The sequence below is a fragment of the Rhodococcus sp. (in: high G+C Gram-positive bacteria) genome (assembly GCF_049299235.1).
Taxonomy (GTDB): domain Bacteria; phylum Actinomycetota; class Actinomycetes; order Mycobacteriales; family Mycobacteriaceae; genus Rhodococcus.
This window is the reverse complement of sequence record NZ_JBAQXC010000012.1, coordinates 1-25,123: the sequence shown is the minus strand read 5'-3', so window position 1 is coordinate 25,123 and position 25,123 is coordinate 1. Positions and strand designations below refer to the sequence as shown.

The 25,123-nt window shown below is 66.4% G+C and carries 20 protein-coding genes and 3 pseudogenes; 12 read left to right on the top strand and 11 right to left on the bottom strand.

All coding sequences use genetic code 11. The features are described from left to right. Positions 1-72: 72 nt before the first annotated feature. The 3 genes from WAX14_RS00580 to WAX14_RS00570 are packed head-to-tail and all read left to right on the top strand — an operon-like array spanning position 73 to position 2,767. Positions 73-879 (top strand): N-acyl homoserine lactonase family protein, encoded by an 807-nt coding sequence (locus WAX14_RS00580; RefSeq protein ID WP_422626152.1) that lies wholly within the window; start codon positions 73-75, stop codon positions 877-879. After that, positions 876-2,126, top strand: coding sequence for a Tm-1-like ATP-binding domain-containing protein (locus WAX14_RS00575; protein ID WP_422626151.1), 1,251 nt, complete (start codon positions 876-878; stop codon positions 2,124-2,126). Before WAX14_RS00580 ends, WAX14_RS00575 begins: the two co-directional genes overlap by 4 nt. Next, positions 2,123-2,767, top strand: a complete 645-nt coding sequence (locus WAX14_RS00570) for a class II aldolase/adducin family protein (RefSeq protein ID WP_422626150.1) — start codon at positions 2,123-2,125, stop codon at positions 2,765-2,767. The genes WAX14_RS00575 and WAX14_RS00570 overlap by 4 nt, the downstream gene beginning before the upstream one ends. A 112-nt stretch (positions 2,768-2,879) precedes the next feature. Here WAX14_RS00570 and WAX14_RS00565 read toward each other — a convergent pair. From WAX14_RS00565 to WAX14_RS00555, 3 genes and pseudogenes are all read right to left on the bottom strand, one after another. Then, positions 2,880-3,222: pseudogene (locus WAX14_RS00565) on the bottom strand (IS1380 family transposase); the annotation flags it as partial. A 357-nt stretch (positions 3,223-3,579) separates the two neighbouring features. Next, positions 3,580-8,400 (bottom strand): NAD-glutamate dehydrogenase, encoded by a 4,821-nt coding sequence (locus tag WAX14_RS00560; protein ID WP_422626189.1) that lies wholly within the window; start codon positions 8,398-8,400, stop codon positions 3,580-3,582. A gap of 178 nt (positions 8,401-8,578) precedes the next feature. Beyond that, positions 8,579-10,285, bottom strand: coding sequence for a PucR family transcriptional regulator (locus WAX14_RS00555; RefSeq protein WP_422626149.1), 1,707 nt, complete (start codon positions 10,283-10,285; stop codon positions 8,579-8,581). A gap of 164 nt (positions 10,286-10,449) precedes the next feature. Between WAX14_RS00555 and pruA the strand changes: the two genes are divergently transcribed. Then, positions 10,450-12,087 (top strand): L-glutamate gamma-semialdehyde dehydrogenase, encoded by a 1,638-nt coding sequence (gene pruA / locus WAX14_RS00550; RefSeq protein ID WP_422626148.1) that lies wholly within the window; start codon positions 10,450-10,452, stop codon positions 12,085-12,087. Next, a complete protein-coding gene (locus WAX14_RS00545; protein WP_422626147.1) occupies positions 12,087-13,070 on the top strand; it encodes a proline dehydrogenase family protein in 984 nt (327 codons plus the stop codon). Before pruA ends, WAX14_RS00545 begins: the two co-directional genes overlap by 1 nt. Here WAX14_RS00545 and WAX14_RS00540 read toward each other — a convergent pair. Further along, positions 12,995-13,387 carry a hypothetical protein gene (locus WAX14_RS00540; RefSeq protein WP_422626146.1) on the bottom strand — a complete coding sequence of 131 codons (393 nt, stop codon included), beginning with the start codon at positions 13,385-13,387 and terminating at the stop codon, positions 12,995-12,997. The two genes, WAX14_RS00545 and WAX14_RS00540, sit on opposite strands and share 76 nt — an antisense overlap. 432 nt (positions 13,388-13,819) lie before the next feature. Between WAX14_RS00540 and WAX14_RS00535 the strand changes: the two genes are divergently transcribed. Next, entirely contained in the window at positions 13,820-14,683 is an 864-nt protein-coding gene (locus tag WAX14_RS00535; protein ID WP_422626145.1) for an SGNH/GDSL hydrolase family protein, read from the top strand. Positions 14,684-14,695: 12 nt separating this feature from the next. Here the strand turns inward: WAX14_RS00535 and WAX14_RS00530 are convergent, their stop codons facing one another. The 4 genes from WAX14_RS00530 to WAX14_RS00515 form a co-directional block, all read right to left on the bottom strand. Further along, positions 14,696-15,193: a hypothetical protein gene (locus tag WAX14_RS00530; protein WP_422626188.1), complete on the bottom strand. Its 498-nt coding sequence runs from the start codon at positions 15,191-15,193 to the stop codon at positions 14,696-14,698. Positions 15,194-15,220: 27 nt separating this feature from the next. Beyond that, on the bottom strand, positions 15,221-16,288 hold the full coding sequence (locus tag WAX14_RS00525) for a MerR family transcriptional regulator (protein ID WP_422626144.1): 1,068 nt from the start codon (positions 16,286-16,288) through the stop codon (positions 15,221-15,223). A gap of 137 nt (positions 16,289-16,425) precedes the next feature. Continuing rightward, on the bottom strand, positions 16,426-17,022 hold the full coding sequence (locus tag WAX14_RS00520) for a DUF2510 domain-containing protein (RefSeq protein ID WP_422626143.1): 597 nt from the start codon (positions 17,020-17,022) through the stop codon (positions 16,426-16,428). A gap of 65 nt (positions 17,023-17,087) precedes the next feature. Continuing rightward, on the bottom strand, positions 17,088-17,765 hold the full coding sequence (locus tag WAX14_RS00515) for a DUF4352 domain-containing protein (protein WP_422626142.1): 678 nt from the start codon (positions 17,763-17,765) through the stop codon (positions 17,088-17,090). Positions 17,766-18,114: 349 nt separating this feature from the next. Here WAX14_RS00515 and WAX14_RS00510 point away from each other — a divergent pair, with 349 nt between their 5' ends. Further along, positions 18,115-18,504 (top strand): CD225/dispanin family protein, encoded by a 390-nt coding sequence (locus WAX14_RS00510; protein WP_422626141.1) that lies wholly within the window; start codon positions 18,115-18,117, stop codon positions 18,502-18,504. A 115-nt stretch (positions 18,505-18,619) separates the two neighbouring features. On the opposite strand, the gene WAX14_RS00505 is transcribed toward WAX14_RS00510, so the two are convergent. Further along, positions 18,620-19,135 carry an Lrp/AsnC family transcriptional regulator gene (locus WAX14_RS00505; RefSeq protein WP_422626140.1) on the bottom strand — a complete coding sequence of 172 codons (516 nt, stop codon included), beginning with the start codon at positions 19,133-19,135 and terminating at the stop codon, positions 18,620-18,622. Between the two features lie 184 nt (positions 19,136-19,319). Between WAX14_RS00505 and hppD the strand changes: the two genes are divergently transcribed. Then, complete coding sequence (gene hppD, locus WAX14_RS00500) at positions 19,320-20,519, top strand: 4-hydroxyphenylpyruvate dioxygenase (protein ID WP_422626139.1); 1,200 nt, start codon at positions 19,320-19,322, stop codon at positions 20,517-20,519. Here hppD and WAX14_RS00495 read toward each other — a convergent pair whose 3' ends face one another. Then, complete coding sequence (locus tag WAX14_RS00495; protein WP_422626138.1) at positions 20,520-20,963, bottom strand: SRPBCC family protein; 444 nt, start codon at positions 20,961-20,963, stop codon at positions 20,520-20,522. It lies immediately after the preceding gene. Positions 20,964-21,086: 123 nt separating this feature from the next. Here WAX14_RS00495 and WAX14_RS00490 point away from each other — a divergent pair, with 123 nt between their 5' ends. The 4 genes and pseudogenes from WAX14_RS00490 to WAX14_RS00475 all read left to right on the top strand — a co-directional run bounded on the left by WAX14_RS00490 (position 21,087) and on the right by WAX14_RS00475 (position 24,786). Then, positions 21,087-21,713 carry a TetR/AcrR family transcriptional regulator gene (locus tag WAX14_RS00490; RefSeq protein WP_422626137.1) on the top strand — a complete coding sequence of 209 codons (627 nt, stop codon included), beginning with the start codon at positions 21,087-21,089 and terminating at the stop codon, positions 21,711-21,713. A gap of 89 nt (positions 21,714-21,802) precedes the next feature. Continuing rightward, positions 21,803-23,020 (top strand): acyl-CoA dehydrogenase family protein, encoded by a 1,218-nt coding sequence (locus WAX14_RS00485; protein WP_422626136.1) that lies wholly within the window; start codon positions 21,803-21,805, stop codon positions 23,018-23,020. Further along, positions 23,017-24,048, top strand: a complete 1,032-nt coding sequence (locus WAX14_RS00480) for a phosphotransferase family protein (protein WP_422626135.1) — start codon at positions 23,017-23,019, stop codon at positions 24,046-24,048. The genes WAX14_RS00485 and WAX14_RS00480 overlap by 4 nt, the downstream gene beginning before the upstream one ends. Next, positions 24,045-24,786 (top strand): annotated as a pseudogene (locus WAX14_RS00475) (SDR family NAD(P)-dependent oxidoreductase). The gene WAX14_RS00480 and the pseudogene WAX14_RS00475 overlap by 4 nt, the downstream one beginning before the upstream one ends. A gap of 3 nt (positions 24,787-24,789) precedes the next feature. On the opposite strand, the pseudogene WAX14_RS00470 reads toward WAX14_RS00475, so the two are convergent. Beyond that, positions 24,790-25,123: pseudogene (locus WAX14_RS00470) on the bottom strand (ribulose 1,5-bisphosphate carboxylase large subunit); the annotation flags it as partial.

Genomic DNA, 25,123 nt, shown 5'->3' with positions numbered 1-25,123 from the left:
CCCAGCAACCATTCCTACCCGCCGCACAGGTGATCGGTCATCGCCGATCCACTGACAGAGGAGTTTGCCGCGATGAGTTTGACGATCCGCCCATTGAACACCGGGTTCGTGACCACGGTGCCGTCGCAATACCTGTTCCACCACTCGGTACACCCCTATGTGCCCGAGGCGACCGACGAGCGGATCGAGATCCCCGCGTTCGCATTCCTCGTCGAGGGCGGCGAGACACCGCTCCTCGTCGATACCGGAATGAGCTGGACCGACCGCGCGTCCACCTACCACCACAAGGGATCACACCAGCCCGAGGGGATGGCCATCCACGAGCGTCTGGCCGCGCTGGGCATGCGATGCGAAGACATCGGCGCAATCGCGCTCACCCACCTTCATTGGGACCATTCGTACTATCTCGAAAAGTTCACCGAGGCCACGATCTATGTCCACGAGCGTGAACTCGAATTCGCGAGAAACCCGATCCCGATGTACTACAAGTCGTACGAAAATTCGGCACTCGGTATCACCCCCCATTTCGAGGGAATCGACTTCACCACCGTCTCGGGCGACCAAGAACTGATCCCGGGCGTGCGCGTCTTCGAAACGCATGGACACTCACCCGGGCACATCTCGGTCGAGATCGACACCGCCGCCGGTAGCTTCATCTGTTCCGGGGACTCGATCTTCTGCCCCGAGAACCTGAGGCCGCTGCCCGAAATGCACTACGACATCACGCCCCCGGCCCGGTACGTGGACGCGGTGGGCATGTGGCATTCGATCGAGAACCAGCGGGACCGAGCTGCCGGCAACGACTTCATCCTCGGCTCGCACGATCGGCCCCTGATGGACCGCATCCGCGACACCCCGGTGCTGGGCCTGGCGCCATGACCAGCACCATCGCCGTCGTCGCGTCCACCGACACCAAGGATGCCGAGGTGAACTATGTCGTGGAACAACTGGCCGCGCGGGGCGCACGCGCGGTGATCATCGACGTGAGCACGTCGAAGCAGTTCACCTCGCCGCACGAGACGTCGCCGGAACACATCCGGCGCGAAGACGTCGCCACGGCCGCCGGGCACGTCTGGGCGGATATCGTGGGCAGCCCGAGGGCGTTTCTCCTCGACGTGATGGCGCGGGGCGCGACCCGAACGTTGCGTGACCTCCACGACATCGGGCGCATCCACGGGGTGTTGGGGCTCGGCGGACTACAGAACACGACGATGGCCGCCCAGGCGATGCAAGCACTTCCCGTCGGCTTTCCCAAGGTAATCGTCTCGACCGTCGCGTGCGGGACGAGGAAGTTCGACATGGTCGCCGGCACCAAGGACATCACGGTGATGCCCGCAGTCACCGATCTCGCGGGCCTCAACTTCATCAGCAGGCGGATCTTGGCCAACGCGGCCGGCGCCGTCGTCGGAATGGTTGCAGCCGGTGGCCGGGACATCGGACGACCCGCGGAGGACACGATCGGCACCACGCTGATGGGGGCGACCAACGACGGGGTCGTCCAGGCGGTCGCCGAGCTGGAGGCTGCGGGCCGACCGGTCTGCTGCTTCCATTCCACCGGCGTCGGTGGCCAGGTTCTCGAAGAACTGGTGGCCGACGGCGCTCTCGCCGCGACGATGGACCTCACCCTCCACGAGATCGTCTACGAGTACTTCGGCGGCGGGTTCGGCGCCGGTACCACCGACCGACTGACGGCCGGCGCCCGTGCCGGTATCCCGATGGTCGTCGCACCCGGCGGTATCGACTTCATCTGCCAGTGGAAGGGCGAACTGTTCGCCGATGTCGACGACCGAAAGATGATCTGGCACAACGCGGAGCTCGCGCACGTCAAGTTGCGTGAGAACGAGGCCCGGGACGTCGCCCGGCTCGTCGTCGAACGCCTCAACGCCGCGACGGGTCCGGTGACGGTTCTGCTTCCGACCGGCGGCTTACGAACGATGACGCGGCCCGGGGAACCACTCCATGAACCGACGGTCGACGCCGCGATCCTCGACGAACTGGAACGTGGTCTGCGCGCGGACATCGTCACCAAGCGGGTCGACGCGAATCTCTGTGATCCCGCGTTCTCGCATGCGGCAGCCGAGGAGATGCTCATGCTGATGAGTTCGCGGACGGGGGCCCGAGGGTGACTTCCAACGACTCGGTAACTTCCAACGACTCGGTGACACCTGACTACACGGCGGAACGGATGGCCGTACTCGCGACCCAGCACCGCTGCCGTGAGCAAGGCCTGCAGTCCGGCAACGGCGGCAACGTCTCGGTCCGAATTCCGGGTGCCGAACTGATGGCTGCCAAGGCGTCGAACGCGTCGTTCGCCGACTCCTCTGTCGACGCGGCCGTCGTGGCCGACTTCTCGGGTCGGCTGGTCGTCGGCTCGCGGCCACCCACCAAGGAGGCGCTCCTGCACGGGAGTATCTACGCGCGGATGCCGGAGGTCGGGGCGGTCGTGCACTGTCACTCACCCTGGGCGATCGCGTGCGCGGCGAAGTGGAAACAGATCCCCGCAAGCACGTATCACGCCGTGCTCAAACTCGGCGGCCCCGTGCCGGTCATCGATACCGGCGGATACTCCGTCCGACCGGAACAGGTCGACGAGGTGCTGGCGGCCTTCTCGGGTCCACCGGAGGTGCGTGCCATCATGCTGGCCGGACACGGTTTGGTGGCGGTGGGGCGTGACCTCGACGATGCCGTCTGCACGGCCGAACTCGTCGAGGAGACGGCGCACGTCGCCGCGATCGCCGACCTGTTGACGTCCGCCGACGGTCGGTGAGGTGAGGCGGTCGTCGACCGATCGGGAGATGACCGCACCCTCGACCAGCGACCGCCGCCACTGCTCACGCGAGAGTTCCTCAGCCGGATCGCGGACGGCCGAGTGCGACGTGCGCGATGCGCGCAACCGCGTCGAGGCAGGCGCGCACCGCCGACCCGTAGACCGGGCGGAGCAGCGAATCGATGTCGAGATAGATCTGTCTTTCACGACCGGGTAGCAACTCCGCCCGGTTCGTCAGTGCGATCAAATGTGCACGTAGCACTAGATTCGAGTTGACGGGCGTGTCCGAATGTGAACTCGCGCAGCGATGTTCCGATGGTTGACGGTGCATACACTCGGTCGGACAGGCATGTCTGCTGCGCCAAGGCCATCACCGGTATCAGGCCACCGTACGAGACGATGTTGTCGTCGTCGAACAGCGCGGACTCGGCGTTGAACGCGCGGGACACTTGCACTGGAAGTGCCGTTCTCGAGCTGGACTGATTCTTGCGTGAAGAACATCAATCATCGCAGTTCAGGGGGCACATTCTTTGTGCCGCAGTCGCGATATCAGCTCGCTCAGGACCGGAGCGAGCCGCTTGCCGTCCCTGCATTCCCAACACTGCCCAGCAGAAGATCAGCGCGGCAATGACGTTCGGGTCGTACTTCGATGGTCACGGAGGCCGGGGGCGGATCATCTGCGGTCGCCGGGCGCCGCGCAGTGCTCTTGCGGGCATGATCGCGGTGCCAACCCGTGGTGGCACACTTCTTGTCCAGGATCCACGCTTTGCCGGCTTGGCCGGCTTGGCGTCGTGACCGGATTGTCTTCGTCGTCAGTTCGTGGGCTGCTGCGGCCGGGAGCGGCCGACCATGGTCCGCACTTGCCGGGCGGCCACCGACAGGGTGGCCAGGTCGGCGAGGTTGGACGCGAAGATCTCGGCCAGGATGGCCCGGGCGCGGGTCAGCCGTGAGGTGTTGGTTGCTTCCCAGTAGGTGATCTTCGCCGCGGCGGTCTCGTTCGGGGACGATCCGGACAGGGCGTCCACGGTCAGCAGGCGCACGGAGCTGTAGACGTCGTCGCGCAGGGCCAGCCGGGCGAGAGCATTCCAACGGTTGGTGTCGTCGAGTCCCGAGATCGCGGTCAGCAGGTAGTCGACGCTCAGGTGGGCGTTGAGCGTGTAGTACAGTTCGCCGACCTCGTCGACGTCACGGTCCTCGAGGTCTGCGATGTCGATGATGTCCATTGCGCAGAAACCGTGCAGCAGGCTGACAACGGCGGTGGCCTGGTCGGAGTGGGCGCCGAGCGTGGTCAGCTCGGTCGCGCGGGCACGGACGACGGCGGCGTCCGGGCCCTGCAACCACCCGGGAACATTCGGCATCAGGTGCTCGACCGCCCGGCCGTAGCGGGCGATCTCGGCGCCGATCGCGATCGGTTGCGGACGGTGGTTGAGCAGCCACCGCGACACCCGGTCGAGCAGTCGACGTACCTCGGTCATCATGAGATCGGAGACGGCGGTGTTCGGCGCGCCCGTGCGGATCTGCCGGACCAGTTCCGGGAGACCGACTATTGCACTTGCGGCGGCGTAGGCGCGGACCGCGTCGGTGCTCGACGCACCGAGGTCCTCACCGAGCCGGAAGACATAGGTGACGCCGCCGGTGTCGACGACCTCGTTGGTGACGACGGTGGCGATGATCTCTCGTCTGAGGCGGTGGTCGAGTATGGCATCGCCGTATTCGCGTCGGAGTCGCTCGGGGAAGTAGTGCAGTAGCCGGCCCGTGAAGGCATCACCGTCGGGCAGGTCACTGGCGAGCAGTTCCGCCTTCAGGGCAAGTTTCACGTGGGCGGTGAGGGTGGCCAGTTCGGGCGAGGTCAGCCCCGTGCCGCGCTTCTCCCGCCGCTCGAGTTCCTCGTCTGTCGGGAGCGCTTCGAGCGTGCGGTCGAGGTCGCGCCCGGCAGCGAGGGCCCGGATCTGCCTGGCGTGCACACGTACCCGGCTCGCGGCGGTGGCGCGGCAGGTACCGAGCAGGTCGTTCTGCGCGATGTTGTCGGCGAGCACGAGGTCTTCGACGTCGCCGGTCATCGACCGCAGCAGGCTGTCGCGCCCGGCCGCGTCCAGTCGTCCGGTGGAGACGAGCCCGTCGAGCAGGATCTTGATGTTGACCTCGTGGTCCGAGCAGTTGACCCCTGCGGAGTTGTCGAGCGCGTCGGTGTTGATGCGTCCGCCGTGTCGGGCGAATTCGATGCGGCCGAGGGCGGTGACCCCGAGGTTGCCGCCCTCGCCGATCACCTTGGCGCGCACCTGCCGGGCGTCGACTCGGACTCCGTCGTTAGCCTTGTCCCCCACGTCGAGATGGGATTCACCGGACGATTTGACGTAGGTTCCGATGCCGCCGTTCCACAGCAGATCAACCGGTGCGCGCAGGATCGCGGCAACCATATCTTGCCCGGACAGTCGCGCGACGTCGGGTGTCACACCGAGGGCTTCGCGGATCGGGTCGGAGAGGGGAATGGATTTGGCGGTCCGTTCGAAAATCCCTCCCCCAGCACTGATCAGCGACCGGTCGTAGTCGTCCCAGGATGAGCGCGGCAGTTCGAACAACCGGCGCCGCTCCCGGTACGAGCCGGCCGCATCGGGCTCGGGATCGAGGAAGATGTGCCGGTGATCGAACGCGGCGACGAGCCGGATGCGCTCGCTGAGCAGCATGCCGTTACCGAAGACGTCACCGCTCATGTCGCCGACACCGACAGCGGTGAAGTCCTCGGTCTGGGTGTCGATTCCCATTTCCCGGAAATGCCGCTTCACGCTTTCCCACGCGCCCTTGGCGGTGATGCCCATGGCCTTGTGGTCGTAGCCCACCGAGCCGCCCGAGGCGAAGGCGTCGCCGAGCCAGAACCCGTATCGCTGCGCGACGGTGTTGGCTTCGTCGGAGAAGGTCGCGGTGCCCTTGTCTGCGGCGACCACCAAATAGGGATCGTCGCCGTCGCGGCGCACCACCGACAGCGGCGGCACCAGGTCGCCGGTAGCGGGGGTGACGTTGTCGGTGACATCGAGCAGGGCTCCGATGAACGCGCGGTAGCAGTCGATTCCACTGGAGCGCAAGGCATCGCGGTCAGCGTCGGCGTCGCCGGTGGAGGCAGGTGGTCGTTTGACGACGAAGCCGCCCTTGGCGCCGACCGGGACGATGACTGCGTTCTTCACTGCCTGTGCCTTGACCAGCCCGAGGATCTCGGTGCGGAAGTCCTCGATCCGGTCGGACCAGCGCAGGCCGCCGCGGGCGACGAGCCCGAAGCGCAGGTGCGTACCCTCGACCTCGGGTGAATACACGAAGATCTCGAACCGCGGTCGTGGCTGCGGTAATTCGGTCAACGCGGCGGGTTCGAACTTGAGCGCCAGAGCGCTCGACGAATGGACCTGAGCGTTGCCGCGTCGGTAGTAGTTGGTGCGCACGGTGGCGTGCAGCAGGTTGAGGTAGGCGCGCAGGATGCGGTCGGCTTCGAGGCTGACGACCTCGTCGATCGCCTCGGTGATCTGTCCGGTCAGCGATTCCGCGTTCTCGGTGTCGGCGCGGTCGGGGTCGAGTCGGGCGGCGAAAAGCTGCACGAGGGCCCGGACGGTGCGCGGATGCTCGGCCAGCACGCTCGCGATGCGTTCGGTGCTGTGCACGAAGCCGGCCTGACGCAAGTACTTCGCGTACGCCCGGAGCAGGGCGGTCTCCGACCAGGTCAGGCCGGCGCGGGGAACGAGGGTGTTGAACGAATCGACTTCGGCCTGGCCGGACCAGGCAGCGACGAACGTGTCGCAGAACCGTGTCGCGAGGCCGTCCCTCCCGCCCTGCGCGGTTCCGGCGTCGGCGCCGGTGGCGGTCAGATCGGCCAGCGTCCGCGGGTGGTGCAGCCCGAAATCGTAGATCCACGTCGACAACCCGTCCGGGCGGACGACCGGGTAGGGACGCTCGTCGAGGACGTCCACACCGAGGCTGTGCAGGATGGGCAGAACCTCGCTCAGCGAGATTCGCACCCCGGCAACGTAGAGCGTGCAACGCAGCTCGGTGTGTTCCCCGGTGCGGCGCGGATAGATCCGGACGTCGATGCCGTGTGCGTCGAGGTTCTCGAGCCGGGCGAGATCGGCGGCCCCGCGGCGAGGGTTGAAGTCCTGCTTGTAGGACTCGGGCAGGCGCGCGGCGTAGTGCGCACCGAGCGCGGTGCGGGCTCCGCCTTCGCCGCACAGAACGTCGTGAAGTTCGTCGTCCCAGGTGCGGCTCACTGCCGTCAGGCGCTGCTGGACCCTCGCCCGGGTGGCGCCCCAGTCGAAGTCCGGGTCGATCGCGGTGTCTTTTTCGGTGCGGATCGTGAAACACACCAGTGCCATTGGGTTTTCGGTGACGCGCACCGTGTGATCGATGCTCGATCCGGGGAACTCGCCGAGCAGTAGGTTCTGCATGGCGATCCGCACGCCGGTGGTGTACCGGTCGCGGGGGAGGTAGACGAGCGCGGAGATCATCCCCTGACCGGTTCGCGGGCGCAGGAACAACAGCAGTTGCTGGTGAGCGGCGGCGCCGAGCACCGCGACCACGGTGCGATAGAGGTCGTCGTCGTCGATGGCGAACAGTTCCGGGCGCGGATGGTCCTGGATGATCTCGAGTAACGCCTGACCGGAGTGCGATTCGAGCCGGTAGCCGGCCCGGGCGATCACATCCCTGGCCCGGCGGGCCAGGACCGGGATGTCGAGGACGTTCTCGTGCAGTGCGGTGACGGTGAACAGTCCGATGAATCGGTGCTCGCCGGCGACGGCGCTGCCGTTGAAGTCGGCGACCGAGATCATGTGGGGATGCAGGCCCTGGGCCGCGCTCGGGAACTCCGGCGCCTTTGCGACGGTGATCACGGAGGGCGTCCGGCCGGGAGTCCACTCCGGCAGAGCGTGGTGGTAGCCGTCGGTGGCGCGGACCAGACCGAGGCTCCGGCCGGCGCCGTCGGCGGTGCAGTACTGGTATCCGAGGAACGTGAAGTTCCCGGCCCGGAGCCAATCGAGGAGGTCGGCGGTGTCCCCGAGCTCCTGCGGGCTCCACGGGACCGCCGCCCCGGTTGTCTCGATCCGCTTCACCGCGGCAACGACCTCGCGCTGCCGGTCGGCCATCGCAGACTGGTCGGCGGTGATCTGGCGCAGCGTCAGCAGTGTGTGCCGTACCGAGCCGATGATGCGGTCACGGACCTTCCCGCTCGGCGCCGAGACGAATTCGATGCGCATCCACGATTCGGCGATCGGCTCGCCGGTATTGCTGCCGCGCTCGAGGTCCACCAGTTCGCCCTCGGGCGTCCGGATCGCGGAGAGCACCGGATGAAGGAGGCGGGAGATCGGAGCGCCCATCGACTCGACGACGGCGGTCAAGGCGTCGACCAGCAGCGGCATGTCGTCGGTGACGACGACCAGCGCGGGATCGGTGCGCGCGTCGAGGTCGGAGGGAAGGAAGGCGACCAGATCGGCGGCAGGCGCGCGGTGGGCGGCCAGATCCAGGTGCTGGCGCACGGTGGAGTCCGCCGCCACGGTGTCGTCCTGGGCTGCATGGCGGAAGAACGCCGAACGCACATCGTCGAACTTCTCGACCTGAGACGCGAACCGAAGCGACTTCTCGCGTGCATCGGACTCTATCGACATGCTCACCGTGAGCTCACCATTCCTTCGCCGAAAGGTTGTCGAGCGCGGCCCCATTGCCACGAACCCGTGGCGAATAGTTAACCGGGACATCCCCTGTGAAGTATTGGGTCAGCCGTTTGAAAAGAGCGGCGACTTTTTGGCCTGCTCGCCAAGGCGGAGGCTACGGAGGTCGCCATGCTCAGGCGGTCGGCGTGCCCCCTTCTTTCCGTAGGCGCAGGGTGAGCTGTAGTTCGAGGAGCAGGCGATCGGAGGCGTCTTGCAAGTCGACCCCGACAATCTCTTCGACGCGGCGGATGCGATAGCGCAGGGTATTCGGATGCACCTGCAAAACGGTTGCGGCGCCGCGAACATCGCCGTAATGAGCAAGGTAGCTCTCCGCGCTCTCGCACAGGTTCGACGCGTGCTTGCGGTCGTACTCGAACAGGGCGTCCAACCGCGGGTCGTGGAGTTCGGGATGTCCGTCGACGAGATCGAGGATCTCGCCGAGCAGCACCGCGGTGCGGGATTCCGCGAGGGTGGTCACCCGGCCCTCCGGAAAGGTCGCGGCGGTGCCGTCGAGAACACGATCGACCTCCACCCGCGCTCCCGCGACCTGCCCCAGATCGGGTACCGGGATCGCGATCGCCGCCCGGAGCACGACCGACCGTTTCGCCTCGAACTGCTCGACGAGTTGCCGAGTCCAGGTGGTCACCGACTTCGGGCTGGTGTAGCGCGGGAGCAACACGTAGGCGCGTTCACCGACAATCGTGGCGACGGAGTCGCGGCGAAAGGAACTGGCCTGCAGGCGCAACATGCTGCCCAGTTCGCTAAGGCCGGCACCGGTGGCATCGGTGGCGCCAACAGCGAAACCGACGACCGCCGCGGGCCCGGTCGCAGGCAGGTTCAGGGCATTGACCACGGACGGGACGTCCACGCCACCCCCGCGGACCCCGAACAGCCGCTGGATCAGCAGCCCCTCCGTGGACGGCGCATTGAGACTGCGGGAGATGATCCGCGCGGCGATCGCGGACGCGCCGCGCAGCACGTCCTCGGCGTCCTCGGCGAACGGCGCCACCCCCTGTTGCAGCCAGATGGACCCGAGCGTGCGCGCCGATGACGTGGCGTCCTCGGAGGACTGCCGGATGCCGACCACCAGTCGCCGCTTCGTGCCGAGCTTGCGGTGGGCGGGTACGTCGATGACCTCGTCGCTGCTGCGGAGGCGGTCGAAAACTCCCCACTGCTGCAGTGCCCGCAGGTATTCACGAGGTCCTTCGCGGCCGAGGATCGACAGCGTCCGCAACTCGTCCGCGGCCTCGTCAGAGGCGGAATAGGCCAGCACGTGCGACTGCGCGTCCTCGATCGACACCATGCCGCCGGCGTTCTGCGCGACGATCTGCGCCAACCCGAACAGGTCGGTGTCGGTGGCGACCAAATCCGGATCATCCAGGCCCGTGCTGCGGCGCGAGCGGTCCAGCATGCGCCGCACCAGCGGGAATACGTGGTCCCAGCGGGCCTTCGGGTGCACCGCCACCAACGCGACGCCGGCACGGCGCGCCGCTGCCTGCAGTACCGTCGTGGTGGCCGCATTCTTGGACATCACCGCACGCATCCGGCGCTCGGGCGGGCGGAGGGCAATGTCGTCGAACCAGCGCACGGCCGCCGTCGTGCCGATCCCGACGTGCAGGTACAGGTCCGACAGCGGAAATTGCGAATCGGTCTCGGCGGCCAGATCGGAACTGTCGACGAGTGCGACGGACGACAGCGCGATCTCGGTGCCGGCCGGCGCGTCGACCAGTTCGACGACCGAGGTGTCGAGGACGCTGAGAAGCTCACGCAGCGTGATGCTTCCGGTGGCACGGCCGGACGAATCAGTTGAACCCCCATTGGTTCCGCCATCAGAATTCACGGGACCATCTCCACTTCGGGATGACACGATCAGTTGGCTGATAGTACAACTGACATAATAGAGATTTGTTCGACTGGCTCATTCTTTTGTCGCCGAGCTGGTGTTGACTACGGCTAGTTCGTTGCGGCGGCCGACTTCGCCGCCACATCCCGTAGGAGGTTTATATGGACGCCATCATCACCACCCCGCAGCCCGTCAACGAGCCGGTGGGGTCGTTCGCGCCGGGCAGTGCGGAGCGGGCGCGGCTGCAGGCGAAGTTGGCCGAACTCGGGTCGAATCCGACGGAGATCCACCACGTGATCGGCGGGCAGCACCGGCGCGGCAACACCCCCGCCGTCGATGTCGTCCAGCCACACCGGCACGCCGCCGTCCTGGGCACTTTCGCCAACGCAGGCGCACAGGACATACAGGACGCGGTCGCCGCGGCCACCGCCGCAGCCCCGGCCTGGCGGGCACTCGCGTTCGAAGACCGGGCGGCGGTGTTCCTGCGCGCAGCCGACCTGCTGTCCGGGCCCTGGCGCGAAACCCTCGCCGCCGCAACCATGCTCGGACAGTCGAAAACCGCGTACCAGGCCGAGATCGACACCCCGTGCGAACTGATCGACTTCTGGCGGTTCAACGTTCATTTCGCCCGCCAGATCCTCGCCGACCAGCCGATCTCCTCCCCCGGCGTGTGGAACAAGCTCGAGTACCGCTCGCTCGAGGGCTTCGTGTACGCGATCACCCCGTTCAACTTCACCGCCATCGCCGGCAACCTGCCGACCGCGCCCGCACTGATGGGGAACACGGTGGTGTGGAAACCGTCGCAGACGCAGGCCGTTGCCGCGTACTGGACGATGAAGTTGCTCGAGGCCGCCGGACTGCCGCCCGGTGTGATCAACCTCGTCAACGGCTCCGGCGCCGCGGTCTCCGACGTCGTTCTCGCCGACACCCGCCTCGCCGGAATCCACTTCACCGGTTCCACCGCCACGTTCCAGCACCTGTGGCAGCAGGTCGGCAACAACATCTCGAACTACCACTCATACCCTCGACTGGTCGGCGAGACCGGCGGCAAGGACTTCGTCCTCGCGCACTCCTCCGCGAACCCCGACACCCTGACCACCGCGCTGCTCCGCGGCGCGTTCGACTACCAGGGTCAGAAGTGCTCCGCCGCCTCCCGCGCGTTCGTCCCGAAGTCGGTGTGGGCGAAAATGGGTGACGACTTCATCGACAAGGCGTCGACGCTGAAATATGTTGACGTCACAGACTTCTCGAACTTCGGTGGCGCCGTCATCGACAAGCGGGCCTTCGACCGCAACGCCGACGCCATCGCCCGCGCCAAGGCCACCCCCAGCCTGACCATCGCCGCTGGCGGCCACGTCGACGACAGCGTCGGCTACTTCGTCGACCCCACCGTGCTCCTCGGTGACGACCCCACCGACGACGCGTTCCGCACCGAGTACTTCGGGCCCATCCTGTCCGTGCACGTCTACGACGACTCCGCCGCCGGATCGTTCGAGAAGGTCCTCGACCTCGTCGACAAGGGCTCCGCGTACGCGCTGACCGGGTCGATCATCGCCGACGACCGCGCCGCAATCGCCAAGGCCACCGACGACCTGCGGTTCGCCGCCGGCAACTTCTACATCAACGACAAGCCCACCGGCGCCGTCGTCGGCCAGCAGCCGTTCGGTGGCGCCCGAGCCTCGGGCACCAACGACAAGGCCGGCTCCCCGCAGAACCTGCTGCGCTGGGCCTCCACCCGCACCATCAAGGAAACCTTCGTTCCCGCCACCGACCACCGCTACCCGCACCAGGACATCTGATGGCACTGTCCGCCCTGCTGCGTCCCGCCCTGCTGGCCGCAGCCCGCTCTCCCCGCATGGAACGCACCGTCACCAAGATCCCGGTGACCCGCAACCTCGTCGACCGGTTCGTCGCCGGCGAAACCGAGGACCAGGCCGTGGCCGCGGCCACCTCGATTTTGGACTCCGGCCGATACATCACCATCGACCACCTCGGCGAGGACACCACCGACCTCGCGCAGGCCACCAACACGGTCTCGCACTACCTCGCTCTGCTGTCGCCCCTGTCCGAGTTCACACAGAACGGTGAGAAGGACACGGTGGCCTTCCCGCCCTCCCACGTGCGCAATGTGGAGGTATCGCTCAAGCTCTCGGCGCTAGGGCAGCTCCTGCCCCGAGACGGACACAAGATCGCCCTCGAGAACGCCCACAAGATCTGTACCGCCGCAGAGGAGGCCGGCGCGTGGGTGACCGTGGACGCCGAAGACCACACCACCACCGACTCGACGTTGTCGATCGTGCGCGAACTCCGCGAGGAATTCCCGTCGCTCGGCACGGTCTTGCAGGCCTACCTGAAACGCACCGAGACCGATTGCAAGGACCTGTCCGGCCCCGGATCGCGAATCCGGTTGTGTAAGGGCGCCTACAAGGAACCTGCCTCGGTTGCGTACCAGGGGAAGACCGCGGTCGACGCGGCGTACCTTCGGTGCCTGCGGATCCTGATGAACGGTCAGGGCTACCCGATGGTCGCGTCCCACGACCCGGCGATGGTCAATGCGGCGCTGCACTTCGCCGAGTCAAAGGGCCGCACCGCCGACGAATTCGAACTCCAGATGCTCTACGGCATCCGCGACACCGAACAACTCCGGCTCGTCGCCGGCCAGCAGCACCTGCGGGTCTACCTACCCTACGGACAGCAGTGGTACGGCTACTTCATGCGCCGCCTCGCCGAACGTCCCGCCAACCTCGCGTTCTTCCTCAGGTCCTTGACCAGGGTCGGGTAGCCGGAAGGCGAAACTCCGTGCGGCCACCCGCACCTGCCGCCGGAGACGAATCGCTTCACGCCCTCGATGTGCCAGGTTCCGTCGGGTTGTTCGATGGCTTTGGTGCGGTCGGCGCCGATGTCGGACCCGGCTTCGGGTTCAGCTTCGGATTCGGTCAGTGCCATTGTGTCGACCCGGTGTTCGGCGAATGCGTGGATTGTCCAGCGCTTCTGGGTGTCGGTACCTTCGGCGACCGGGACCAAGTGCATGGGTGGGCCCATGTGGAAGAACATCGCGGCGGAGTTGGCTGCTGCGATCACTTCTTGTGCTGCCCACATCAGTTCGCCGATTGCGAGGTGGATGAGGGCGTCGAGTCCGTCGATGCCATGCGTGGCGGTCGTGGCGAGATAGCTGCGTAGGGCAGCGAAATGCTCGGCGTGCCTTCGGCACGATGGGGGAGTCTCCGGATGCCGTCGTCGTAGCCATGCCGGGTACCGCTGTCACCGAAGCCGACGTCGTCGACTACGCCAGGACTCGGCTTGCGCACTACAAGTGCCCGGTCAGCACGTCGACACCTTGCCCCGCAATGCGTCCGGCAAACTGCTCGAGCGTGTGATCAGGAGCGAAGTGGCATCGGGGATCGTGGCTCGTTGACGAGGGCAGTCCGGCTGCGAAGCGGAGCCGGACGCCCACCCCGTCGTTCCGTAACGCAGGAAACGCGGCCCTCGATCTCCCCGCCGTCACCGCGGTTGTCGCCGATACTGTTGATCATGAGAATGCATGTTGGAGTTCGCGCCGCCGTCGTCGCGATGACAGCCGCCGTCTCGATCGCGCTTCCTGCGACCGTCGGGGCTGCCCCCGCCTCCGGCGGCGTGCGGTACGTCGCCCTGGGGGATTCCCGGGCCGCCGGACCATCACTCGATGCGGCCGCCCGAACCGGCGGGTGTCAACGCTCGGATCTCGGCTATCCGGGCCTCGTCGCGCAGGGCGCGGGCGCCGCATCGTACCTCAACCTGTCGTGTACCGGAGCTCGCACCGAACACGTGACGACCACACCGCAACCGACGTCGGCGGGGCCGGTTCCGCCACAGCTCGAGCGAATGCCGGCGGACACCACACTCGTGACCCTCAGCATCGGCGGAAACGACATTGCCTGGCCCACAATAATTTCCCCGTGCTACACCACCACACCCGGCGGTGATGCCGGCTGCCGCAACGATCCGGCGGTCACGGACCGGGCAATGTCGGCGCTCGCGGGACTCGGCCCGAAGGTGTGGTCGACACTCGTCGCGATCCGGGCGAAAGCGCCCACCGCGCGCGTCGTGCTCGTCGGGCACGGTGGCATCGTCGGCGATCACGGATGCTGGCCGAACCTTCCGGTCAGCGACGCCGACGCCGTGTGGGCCAAGGGCTTCTTCGGGATGATGAACGGTGTCCTCGCGACGGCGGCAGTCACCGCCGGCGTCGAATTCGTCGATGTCACCACGGGGGTGGAAGGACACGACGCGTGCGCCGCTCCCGGTCAACGGTGGTTCGAGGGGCGCGAGGCGGGACCGTCGTCGAGCCCGCTGCACCCGAATGCCGCAGGTATGGCGCACATGTCGCGGCGGATCCTCGGCGTGGTGCACCGCTGAACATGCGAGGTGTCACCCGGAAGTGCCGGGCGCGGAAGCGCGTGGCGTGCAGTCCTTCCGGATGATCGCGTCGGCTACTTCGGCGATCGCGGTGCGGATGGTGTCGCCGTACGGCCCGCTCGGCAGATCCGCCGTATGCTCGCGGGCAGCCGAGATGTGTTCTGCAGCAGCCTCGAAAGAGCGGAGTCGGCGGTAGTTGTCCGCGAGATTCAGATGCAACGACGGCGCGAAGCCCGCGATGTGCAGAGACGTGTCGTGCTGCTGCACGCGTTGCTCGGTCACCGCCTGCGCGGCATCCAGGGCGCGCACGTCCCACGTAAGAGCCTGGGCTGCATCGGCGTAGAGGTCTGCAAGATAGTGTGCGAGTGTGCACCGGTGCAACGGATCGCCGAGGACACCGATCTCGGACCACAGTGTCTGCAGTTTCGTCCGGGCCGACGTGGTGTCGCCGGCCCGACCGTCGGCGACCGCGTGGGTGATCGCAATCATGATCGGGTCAGGGTGGGTCATGGTCATCGACTACTCCTCGGGGATGCGTCAGGCAAAGTCGTCGGGGCGAACGGGCATTGCGAGTGTTGTGAGGTCACCGCGGTCGGCGGACCGGACCGTCACGGGCTGACCCTCCCCCCGAAGGTCGAGCAGTACATCGGGGCCGATCGCGGTGCTGATCGCGGGATAGAACGTGGTGAGCTGGAACGTGATCCGAATATCGTCCCCGGTCGCTGCGGCCTCGAGCGAGCCGAGTGACTGCCCGTCGGCCCCGACGAAGTCGGGAACCCGGTCGGTCACGGTCAGCCCGAACAGGTCACCGGAGCCGTCCTCCAACGCGCGCAACAGCAGGTGTTTCGAGACCGTCACATGAGTGGACGGCGCGGGCGTGCCCGCGAGCATCGCGCGGTAGTCGGGGAACGGTTCGGCCACGAACCCGCAATGCTGATCGTCACGGTCGGTGAGTCGCAGCCGGATTCCGTGCGTCGACGCATCGATGCGTACCAGCGTGCTGCGCCGCACCTCGGATACCGCGGATCGCAGATCACCGGCGTCGACGGTCGCGGACCAGGTCGCCGATATGGGCTTCTCTGGCACCAGTGTGCGCGTCGAAAGCCGGTACCGATCGGTCGCGGTCAATGTGACGGCCTGCGGTCCGGCTTCCAGGTGGATGCCGTCGAGGACCGGCATCGCCGGGTTCCGTGTCGTCGCGGTCGACACCTGCTCGATCGCATCGGCCAGTACCGGTCCCTTCAGCACGGCGATCGTCGTGCCGGGCGCGTCGGTGAGCGCCGCGGTGAGGCGTGCCGCGGTTCGTCGTGCGGCGGCGGCCTCGTCGAGAACCGTGGTGATGTGCTCGTCGACCAACCGGGCCGCCTCGGCGGGTTCCGCGTCGAGCACGGCCCTCACCGAGTTCAGCGGCATCGCAATTTCCCGGAGCCGGCGGAGCATCGTCGCGCGCGGCACCTGATCGGGGTGGTAGCGGCGATACGCCGACACCGGGTCCGTCTCGGCGGGGAGGAGTAGCGAGGAGTCGGCATAGAACCGCAGGGCGCTGGGGGTCAGGCCGGTCAGTTCGGCGAACGCCCCGATGGACATCAGATCAGAAGTGTGCACCCGGCCATCATCGAACTTCAACCAACGTGAAGGTCAAACTCCGGTGTTTTCGATTCGGGGTGTTGTCGTCGGCGCGTTGTTCCCCGCGTGGCGGCGACTCACACTGCCCGGCCGACGGGTCGTCCATCATCCGGCTGCTACGGTGCGCCGAACCCGTAGGTGAACTTCTCGGTCGACCAGTTCATGGTCGCGTGGTAGGTGTAGCCGCGCATGCGTCCGTCCCCCACCTCCTCGGTGGCAACGAAACATTCGAACACCGTGGTGGTTTCGGTGAGATTGTCGGTGGATCCTCCGTTGGTCGGTGAGCAACTGACGTTGAGGACCGGCCCGTCGAACATACCCTTGTTCACATGTTCGTTCGCCATCGTCTCGATGCTCGATTCGATCTGGGCGACACTCAGCGACCTGGACAGTCGTTCGGCGGCATCGCGGCTTTCCTGCTCTGCCTTCTCCGTCGCGATGCGCTCGGCTTCGCGATTCGCGGCTTCCTCCGCGGCGGCGACCTGCGCCGCGACCTGAGCGTCGTGGTTGACCTTCCACGCCACCGTGCCTCCTCCGGCGGCGAGGGCCACGACGACGAGACCGATGATGATCGGCTTCTTCGGGATCGTGCGTTTCGGTGCGACGGCGGACGCGGTGGGATCGGGCAGGTCGAGCCATGCCGATCCGTTCCAGAAGCGTTGGCTGCCATCGGGTTGTGGGTACCAGCCGGCGGGTGTGTTGTTGTCGGTCATCGGAGGTCCTTTCGACCGGTGTGCCTTTGTGGCTGTTGGAGGGTCCACAACGGCACACCGGGCGACTATCGAAGGGAAACGGTCACTCCACCGGAGAACATGGAGTCGTGCAGTTCGATCGCGGCTGGTACCGCGTCGGCGGGCATGTCGAATACGACGGGCATCGATACGGTGTTGCCAGGGTTGATCTCGTCCCAGAACGCCACATCCGTATCGAGATTCAGCGCAGCCGACGAATCAGGGCCGAACTCGCGGCCCTGTGCATCGATCAGCTTCTGATCACTCGGGCTCAGGCCCTTCGGCGCGTCGGAGACGTTGGTGACGGTCATAGTGACGACCACGAACTGTCCCTGTGCATCCTCGGCGAGGAAAGGATTGTCACCCAGCGACGTCAGGCCCGCCTCCACGCCGGTCACGACGAACTCGAACTTGCCGTCACGGACCGGGGTGTTCATCGCGGCAGGCGCATCATCGGGCACCGGAGCGGGCGGTGCATCCGCGACTCCGGCCGGACTGTCGGAACCTGCACCCGCAGATCCCGTCGGCTTCTCCTCCCCGCCGCCGGCGATCGAGGCGACGACGAAGACCGCGGCGATCCCGCCGACGATCCACGGCCACCTTCGCTTCTTCTTCGGCTGCTGCGCCGGCGGGAATCCGGCGGGCTGCCATCCGCCCGGCTGCTGCGGCGCGTGGTTCGGGTACGGCGGCTGGATGCGGGGATCAGGCTGGTGCGGGCTGCTCATGAGACGGCTCGATTCGTGAAGACCGGGAACGGAACGATTAGATCGTCGATGCCGCCGAGGTTGCGGGAGAGTTCACGATCGATAACCCCAGTTATCGAGCCAGTATGCCGTCCCGAAATTCGAAGCCTTCTAGTTTGTTGTTCATGGCAGACGTTCGCGACTTCACCGGCGGTCGCACCGAATCATCGTGGGAGCACATACGACAGGCGTGGAAGGCAATGTCGACAGCCGGGAACATTTCATCGCCGGGGCTCCTCTCATCGTCAGACGGGTTCACAGGGGGATCCAGCTGTCCAGGCGGTTCCCCGTCGCTGCGCTCGCCACAGTCGATACGAGCAACGGAGTAAGAATGACCCACCACGTTCCGCAGATGCCGCAGCCCGGATACCCGCAGCCCGGATACCCGCAGCCCGGATACCAGATCGGCGGTCCCGCACAGCAGTCCCTTCCGGTGATGCCGCCGGACAACAAGGGCTGGGCGATCGCGACGATCATCTTCTTCTGGCCGTTGGCGTTCTCGGCGTTCTCGCACTCGTCGAAGGTGTATCCCCTATGGGCCGCAGGTGATTTCACCGGTTCTCAGGCAGCATCGGACCGGACGAAGAAGCTCGGCAAGATCGCGCTGATCGTATGGGCGGTGTTCATGGTTGTCGGGATCGTGCTGTGGATTGCGGTCTTCGCCGCCGCAATGTCCGCGGTGAACGACATCCCCTCGTACACGGACTACTCGTACCGCTGATCAGCGGGGAACAGAGCAGAGTTGGTACCCGTCATGGTTCGTGCTCGCGGAGGGGTGAGCACGGACCCGGGTCTGCTGTGTTCCGCACATGACCGGCCTGCCGGCGGCAGCGGATTCATCGCGGCCGCCGGTAGGCCGGCGCTTTCGCGGACCCGGCAGGTTGCAGGGTGCGTAACAACGGCATCGTCCGGTACGGCACCAATTCGGACAAGACGATCACGCTCGTCGACCGAGTGATCACCGATGACCGGTTCAGTTCGATGAGTGTGTCCTGCAGGCCCTGGTGGGACATTGCCGCGATACGGCAGAGGATGTCGCCGGAGCCGGTGGTCACAAACGCTTCGAGGACGCCGGGGATCGCGTCGAGTTCCCCGGAAACCGCTTCGAGGGCGCCCTGCGCGATCTCCATCGTCACGAATGCGTGTACCTCGAATCCGGCTGCGGCCAAGTCGATGTGTGGTTCGTATCCGGCGACGAGACCCGATTCCTCGAGTCGGCGCAGGCGTGCGGAGACGGTGGCGCGGGCGACCTCGAGTGTCCGGGACAGTTCGAGTGCTCCGGCTTTCGGTTCGGCGTGGATGGCCTGGAGCAGTGCGAAGTCGAGTTCGTCCAATTGCACGGGTGCGCGCACGGTCATGTCCTCCCGATCGCGGGCGAAACTGTACCGATTGTATAGCTGAATTGCGCTTTCGCCCCCAGTTCCGGGCAGTTCGACCACCTCCGTGACACGGGATTGCGCAGTTCCTGATCACGCGGTCTCCTGGGAATGCAGGCCGCACGGTGACACCCGGTCGTCGCCGAAGGAGGACTCCGCCATGACGCTCGAATACATACTGACCGACAGTGAGCGGCGTGCCCGGCTCGACGCCGAGACGCTGCGCCGGTTGGTCGGTCTCGTCGAATATGATTCAGACCGCGACCCGTTCCCCGTCGAAGGGTGGGACGCCGTGGTGTGGGTTGTCGGGAATGCGACGCAGACCGCGCACTATCTCCAGTCCGCGTACGGCATGGATCTGGTTGCCTACTCCGGTCCGGTAACCGGGAACCGAGACCGCCATTCGTATGTACTTATCAGTGGCGCAGTACGATTCGTTGTCGAAGGTGCGGTCGATCCGGATAGTCTCCTCGCGGAGCAGCATCGCGTGCACGGCGACGGGGTCGTCGACATCGCACTTCAGGTTCCCGACGTCGACCGGTGTATCGAGCATGCACGTCATTGCGGCGCAACGATCCTCGACGGTCCACACGAGATTGCCGACGAACACGGCACGGTGCGACTCGCCGCCGTTGCGACGTACGGGCAGACCCGTCACACGCTGGTCGACCGTTCACGATACGGCGGCCCCTATCTGCCCGGATACGTCGCGAAGGCCTCCGCCTACCGCAGGCGGGCACCGCACACTCTCTTCCAGGCACTCGATCACGTCGTCGGCAATGTCGAGATCGGCCGGATGGACACGTGGGTCGAATTCTACAACCGGGTAATGGGTTTCGCGAACATGGCCGAGTTCGTCGGCGACGACATCGCCACCGAGTACTCCGCACTGATGAGCAAGGTGGTGTGCAGCGGCAACCATCGGATCAAAATCCCGCTCAACGAACCGGCCGTCGGCAAGAAGCGATCCCAGATCGACGAATTCCTCGAGTTCCACCGTGGCCCCGGCGTGCAACATCTGGCGCTGGCGACCGGTGACATCCTCGCAGCGGTCGATCGGATGCGGGACGACGGCGTCGAGTTCCTCGCGACCCCATCCGCCTACTACGAGGACCCGGAACTACGTGCCCGGATCGGGGAGGTGCGGGTGCCGATCGGCGAATTGCAGCGGCGGGGGATCCTCGTCGACCGCGACGAGGACGGCTATCTGCTGCAGATCTTCACCACACCGATCGGTGACCGCCCGACGGTGTTCTTCGAACTGATCGAACGGCACGGGTCGCTGGGCTTCGGCAAGGGCAACTTCAAGGCACTGTTCGAGGCGATCGAGCGGGAGCAGGCCGCGCGCGGCAACTTCTGATCAGGCCAGCTGTCCGAGCCGTGCGCGCAGCGCCTGCTCGGTCTGGGGGACGGCGGTGCCGACCGCCGGTTCGATGAGCATGCCCAGCGCGCGCCCGGCGAGACCGCCGGGAAGTTCGTATCCGAAGTCGACGTCGAGCCGGGAGTGTCCGTCGCCGAGGTCGGTGAAGCTCCAGCTCGACGACGTGCGAAAGCCCGAGACCGCACTCAGCACGATGGTGCGATCGCGTTCCCACGCAACGACCTCGACGCGGGAATCGAGGCTCTTCGGTCCGATGCGCATGGTGGCGTCGAAGAGCGCGCCGAGTCCGCTGACCTGCGCGCCGACCGGCTCGAACCGGCTGATCCCGAACATCCATTCGGGGACGGTGCGATGGTCGTCCACGTAGGCGAATGCAATGTCGAGGGGAATCGCGGCGACGGCGCTGTGCTGAACGTGGATCATTTTGCCGAACCTTTCGTGACGCAAGTTACAGTTACTCACTGTATCGGATAGGAGATCGGCGGGTTGCGGCTTGCGCGTTCATGTCGATCAGGGGTGCTCCGGCGTCGCCTACGGTGGTATCTCATGGGCACCCGAGAGGATTTCGACGCCGGCAGCACCGGCTCGTGGCGCACGTACGAACCGGCGGTGCTACCGAAGCCACTGGCGGCCGCGCTCGAGGCGTTCGCCGAGCGCGGCTACGACGGCACGTCGATCCGCGAGGTCGCGGCGCGGGCAGGGCTCTCGGTCCCCGGTCTCTATCATCACTATCCGTCCAAGCAGGCGCTGCTGGTGTCGTTGACGACGACCGTGATGAACGATCTGCTCGATCGCAGTCGCCGTGCGTTCGCCGAGGCGGGGCCGAGTCCGTCGGAGAAGTTCGACGCGGTCGTCGAATCGCTGCTGCGCTTCCACATGTTCCGCCGCAACGAAGCTTTTGTGGCATCCACGGAGATGCGCAGTATGGAACCGGAGAGTCGGGCGGCCTTCGTCGCGCTGCGCGACAGTCAACAACGCATGATCGACGAGATCGTCCGCGAGGGGGTAACGACGGGGGCGTTCGGCACGCCCTATCCGGAGGATGCGAGCCGGGCAGTGACGACCATGTGCGTGGCCGTGGCGAGTTGGTACCGGGCGGGCGGGCCGCAGTCGCCCGACGAGATCGTCGAGCGGTATCTGACGATCGCGCGTAGTTCGGTCGGCGTGCGGTAACCGCCGGTCGGGGTTGACCCTCACCAGTCGGGTGTGCCACGGTATTCAGTACCGAGCGATCGATCGGTCGGTTTATGGGAGGAGTGGTGATGGCAGTCGACTTGTCGTATCCGGACCGGGTGACCGAACTGGTGGTGAAGACCGAGGAGTTCATCCGGGACGTGGTGCTGCCCGTCGAGGACGCACACGGCGGCGATATCGCCGCGGCCGGCGGCGAGACCGCCCGCGTCGAACTCCAGAAGGCAGCCAAGGACGCCGGCGTCTTCGCCCCGCACGTGTCGGTCGAATACGGCGGACACGGACTGGGCATGGTCAACCGGGCACCCGTCTTCGAGGCCGCAGGATACTCCCTGTTCGGGCCGACCGCGCTGAACATCGCAGCCCCCGACGAGGGCAACATGCACATGCTCGCTCACATCGCGACCGACGAGCAGAAGCGGCAGTTCCTGGCGCCGCTCGCGTCCGGCGACGTGCGATCCGCGTTCGCCATGACCGAGCCTGCCCCCGGTGCGGGCGCCGACCCCAACGCGTTGCGGACCCGAGCCGAGAAGGCCCCGGGCGGATGGAAGATCAATGGGCTCAAGCACTTCATCACCGGCGCCGACGGAGCCGGATTCTTCATCATCATGGCCCGCACCTCCGGTGAGCCCGGGCAGCGAGGCGGCGCCACGATGTTCCTCGCCCCCGCCGATACTCCGGGACTGACCGTCGGCAGGCACATCAACACCCTCGACAAGTCGATGATCGGCGGCCACTGCGAGGTGTCCTTCGAGGACGTCGTCGTTCCGGATTCGGCGGTACTCGGTGAGGTCGACCAGGGTTTCGCGTACGCACAGGTCCGGCTCGGACCGGCCCGCATGACACACGTGATGCGGTGGCTCGGTGCCGCCCGCCGCGGCCACGATATCGCAGTCGGCTACGTCGCCGAACGCGAAGGTTTCGGCTCCCGACTCGGGGATCTCGGTATGATCCAGAAGATGGTCGCCGACAACGAGATCGACATCGCCGCCACCCGGGCACTGCTGGTACAGGCGTGCTGGGCGCTCGACGCCGGATCACACGCTGCGAACGAGACATCTATCGCCAAAACGTTTGCAGCCGAAGCGATTTTCCGCATCGTGGACCGCTCCGTTCAGATGTGCGGAGGGCTCGGTGTGTCCGAAGATCTGCCGCTCGCGCGTCTGTCTCGTGAAGTCCGCCCGTTCCGCGTGTACGACGGGCCGTCCGAGGTGCATCGCTGGGCCATCGCCAAGCGCACGATCGGCGCTGCACGCAAGGCGGCAGCAGCACGGGGGGTGCAGTCGTGACGGCTGTTCGCCATGAGGGCCTGGATCTGACTGCACTGCAGCGATTTCTGGAACACTCGGGTGTTGCTGTCGCCGGTGAGCTCAGCGCAGAGCTGATTTCCGGGGGCAAATCGAACCTCACCTACGGCATCACCGACGGTGCCTCCGACTGGGTTCTGCGTCGTCCCCCGACCTCCGGACTCACCCCGTCGGCGCACGACGTGGCCCGCGAATACCGGGTCGCGCACGCTCTGCAGGACTCCGCCGTTCCGGTCGCGCACACCGTCGCGTTGTGCGAGGACGACACGGTAATGGGTGCACCATTCAGCATCGTGGCCCGCGTGCCCGGCCGAGTGATCCGCAGCAAGGACGATCTCGACACCCTCTCTGCCGACGAAATCGCCTTGTGCACGGGCGAGCTGGTGCGTGTGATCGCCGAGTTGCACAACGTCGACTACCGCGCCGTCGGGCTCGGTGAGTTCGGGCGACCAGGCGGCTACGTGACCCGACAGGTGAAGCTGTGGGCGGGGCAGTGGGAGCGCGTCAAGACCCGCGATCTCCCCGACATCGACCGATTGCACGCGGCACTCGTCGAAGCAATCCCCGAATCACCCGCACCGTCGATCGTCCACGGCGACTATCGTATCGACAACACCATCCTCTCCCCGAGCGATGTGGGAGAGGTTGTCGCCGTGGTCGACTGGGAGATGGCAACGCTCGGCGACCCCTTCACCGACCTCGCGATGATGTGCGTGTACCGCAATCCTGCGCTCGACCTGGTGCTCGGCATGCCCGCCGCGTGGACCAGTCCGCGGCTACCGTCCACCGACGACCTCGCCCAGATGTACGCGGTCGCCACCGGACGCGATATCGCGCACTGGGACTTCTATCTCGCCCTGGCGAACTTCAAACTCGCCGTGATCGCCGAGGGCATCAACCACCGCTGGCGAGTCGGTGCGACCGTCGGTGACGGCTTCGACAAGGCCGGCGACTCCGTTCCGGCCTTCGTCGCGGCGGGCCTCGCGGCCCTGAAAGGACACGCAGCATGAGCACTCGTAGCGCGCTCGTCACCGGGGCGTCCCGCGGTATCGGACTGGGGGTCGCCACCCGCCTCGCCGAACAGGGGCTACGGGCTGACCGTCACTGCACGCGACCCGGAGCGGCTCGAGGAGGTCGCCGCGCGGTTGCGAGGGATCGGCGCGCCCGAGGTGCGGGTGGTCACCGTGGATCTCGCGGACCCGTCCGCGGCCGCGCAGATCGTCGGTGCCCACGAGGAAGCATTCGGGACGATGCGGGCGCTGGTCCTCAACGCCGGTGTCGGGACGTCGGGTACCATCGCCGAATTTCCGATGCGACGATTCGACAAGACCCTCGCGGTGAACCTGGCCGCCCCGTTCGCGTTGCTGCAGGCGTCGCTGCCGCTGCTGCGCGCCGCAGCCGCAGCCGAACCCGACCGAGGTGCGAAAGTTATTGCATTGTCGTCGATCACCGGTGTCTTCTCGGAAGCAGGGCTGTCTGTCTACGGCGCGACGAAGGCCGCGTTGATCTCCCTCGTGGAAACCCTCAACGCGGAGGAATCGGGCAACGGGATCTGCGCGTCGTCGATCGCCCCGGCATACGTCGACACCGACATGTCGGACTGGATCAAGGAGAAGATCCCGGCGAACGAGATGCTCGAGGTGGGCGATGTCGTCGAGATCGTCGATGCGTTGCTGAAACTGTCGTCGCGGGCGGTGCTGTCGCGACTCGTGCTCAGCCGAGCGGGAACCGACGGCTATCGCGCCTGATCGTCAGTCGTCTTCCTTGTCTTCCCCGCGGCGTCGCAGGAAATTGAAGCCGGGCACCCCGACGATCGCGTGGCGCACGTCCTTGGCGACGCCGAGCAGTTCGTGGATCTCGGGAGCCACGGACTGCAGGGTGCCGAGGATCGGCATGAGGGAACGCATGTGGTCGGCCAGTTCGGGGAACTGATCGAGCATCGAAATGGCGGCATGCACCTCCTCGGGGCTGAGTTCCTCGACGAACTGCGAGGCGAGGGGAGCGGCCTGCCCGGCGATCGGCGCGTAGGCGTCGAGCAACTCGCCGGCGGTGTCCGCGCTGCGACCCGCGGAGTCGACCACGTCC

Excerpts from the sequence above, each read along its gene's own strand:
- WAX14_RS00580 (WP_422626152.1), top strand. The coding sequence starts at position 73 with ATGAGTTTGACGATCCGCCCATTGAACACCGGGTTCGTGACCACGGTG.
- WAX14_RS00575 (WP_422626151.1), top strand. The coding sequence starts at position 876 with ATGACCAGCACCATCGCCGTCGTCGCGTCCACCGACACCAAGGATGCC.
- WAX14_RS00560 (WP_422626189.1), bottom strand. The coding sequence starts at position 8,400 with ATGTCGATAGAGTCCGATGCACGCGAGAAGTCGCTTCGGTTCGCGTCT.
- pruA (WP_422626148.1), top strand. The coding sequence starts at position 10,450 with ATGGACGCCATCATCACCACCCCGCAGCCCGTCAACGAGCCGGTGGGG.
- WAX14_RS00545 (WP_422626147.1), top strand. The coding sequence starts at position 12,087 with ATGGCACTGTCCGCCCTGCTGCGTCCCGCCCTGCTGGCCGCAGCCCGC.
- WAX14_RS00540 (WP_422626146.1), bottom strand. The coding sequence starts at position 13,387 with ATGTGGGCAGCACAAGAAGTGATCGCAGCAGCCAACTCCGCCGCGATG.
- WAX14_RS00535 (WP_422626145.1), top strand. The coding sequence starts at position 13,820 with ATGAGAATGCATGTTGGAGTTCGCGCCGCCGTCGTCGCGATGACAGCC.
- WAX14_RS00530 (WP_422626188.1), bottom strand. The coding sequence starts at position 15,193 with ATGACCCACCCTGACCCGATCATGATTGCGATCACCCACGCGGTCGCC.
- WAX14_RS00520 (WP_422626143.1), bottom strand. The coding sequence starts at position 17,022 with ATGACCGACAACAACACACCCGCCGGCTGGTACCCACAACCCGATGGC.
- WAX14_RS00515 (WP_422626142.1), bottom strand. The coding sequence starts at position 17,765 with ATGAGCAGCCCGCACCAGCCTGATCCCCGCATCCAGCCGCCGTACCCG.
- WAX14_RS00510 (WP_422626141.1), top strand. The coding sequence starts at position 18,115 with ATGACCCACCACGTTCCGCAGATGCCGCAGCCCGGATACCCGCAGCCC.
- hppD (WP_422626139.1), top strand. The coding sequence starts at position 19,320 with ATGACGCTCGAATACATACTGACCGACAGTGAGCGGCGTGCCCGGCTC.
- WAX14_RS00495 (WP_422626138.1), bottom strand. The coding sequence starts at position 20,963 with ATGATCCACGTTCAGCACAGCGCCGTCGCCGCGATTCCCCTCGACATT.
- WAX14_RS00490 (WP_422626137.1), top strand. The coding sequence starts at position 21,087 with ATGGGCACCCGAGAGGATTTCGACGCCGGCAGCACCGGCTCGTGGCGC.
- WAX14_RS00485 (WP_422626136.1), top strand. The coding sequence starts at position 21,803 with ATGGCAGTCGACTTGTCGTATCCGGACCGGGTGACCGAACTGGTGGTG.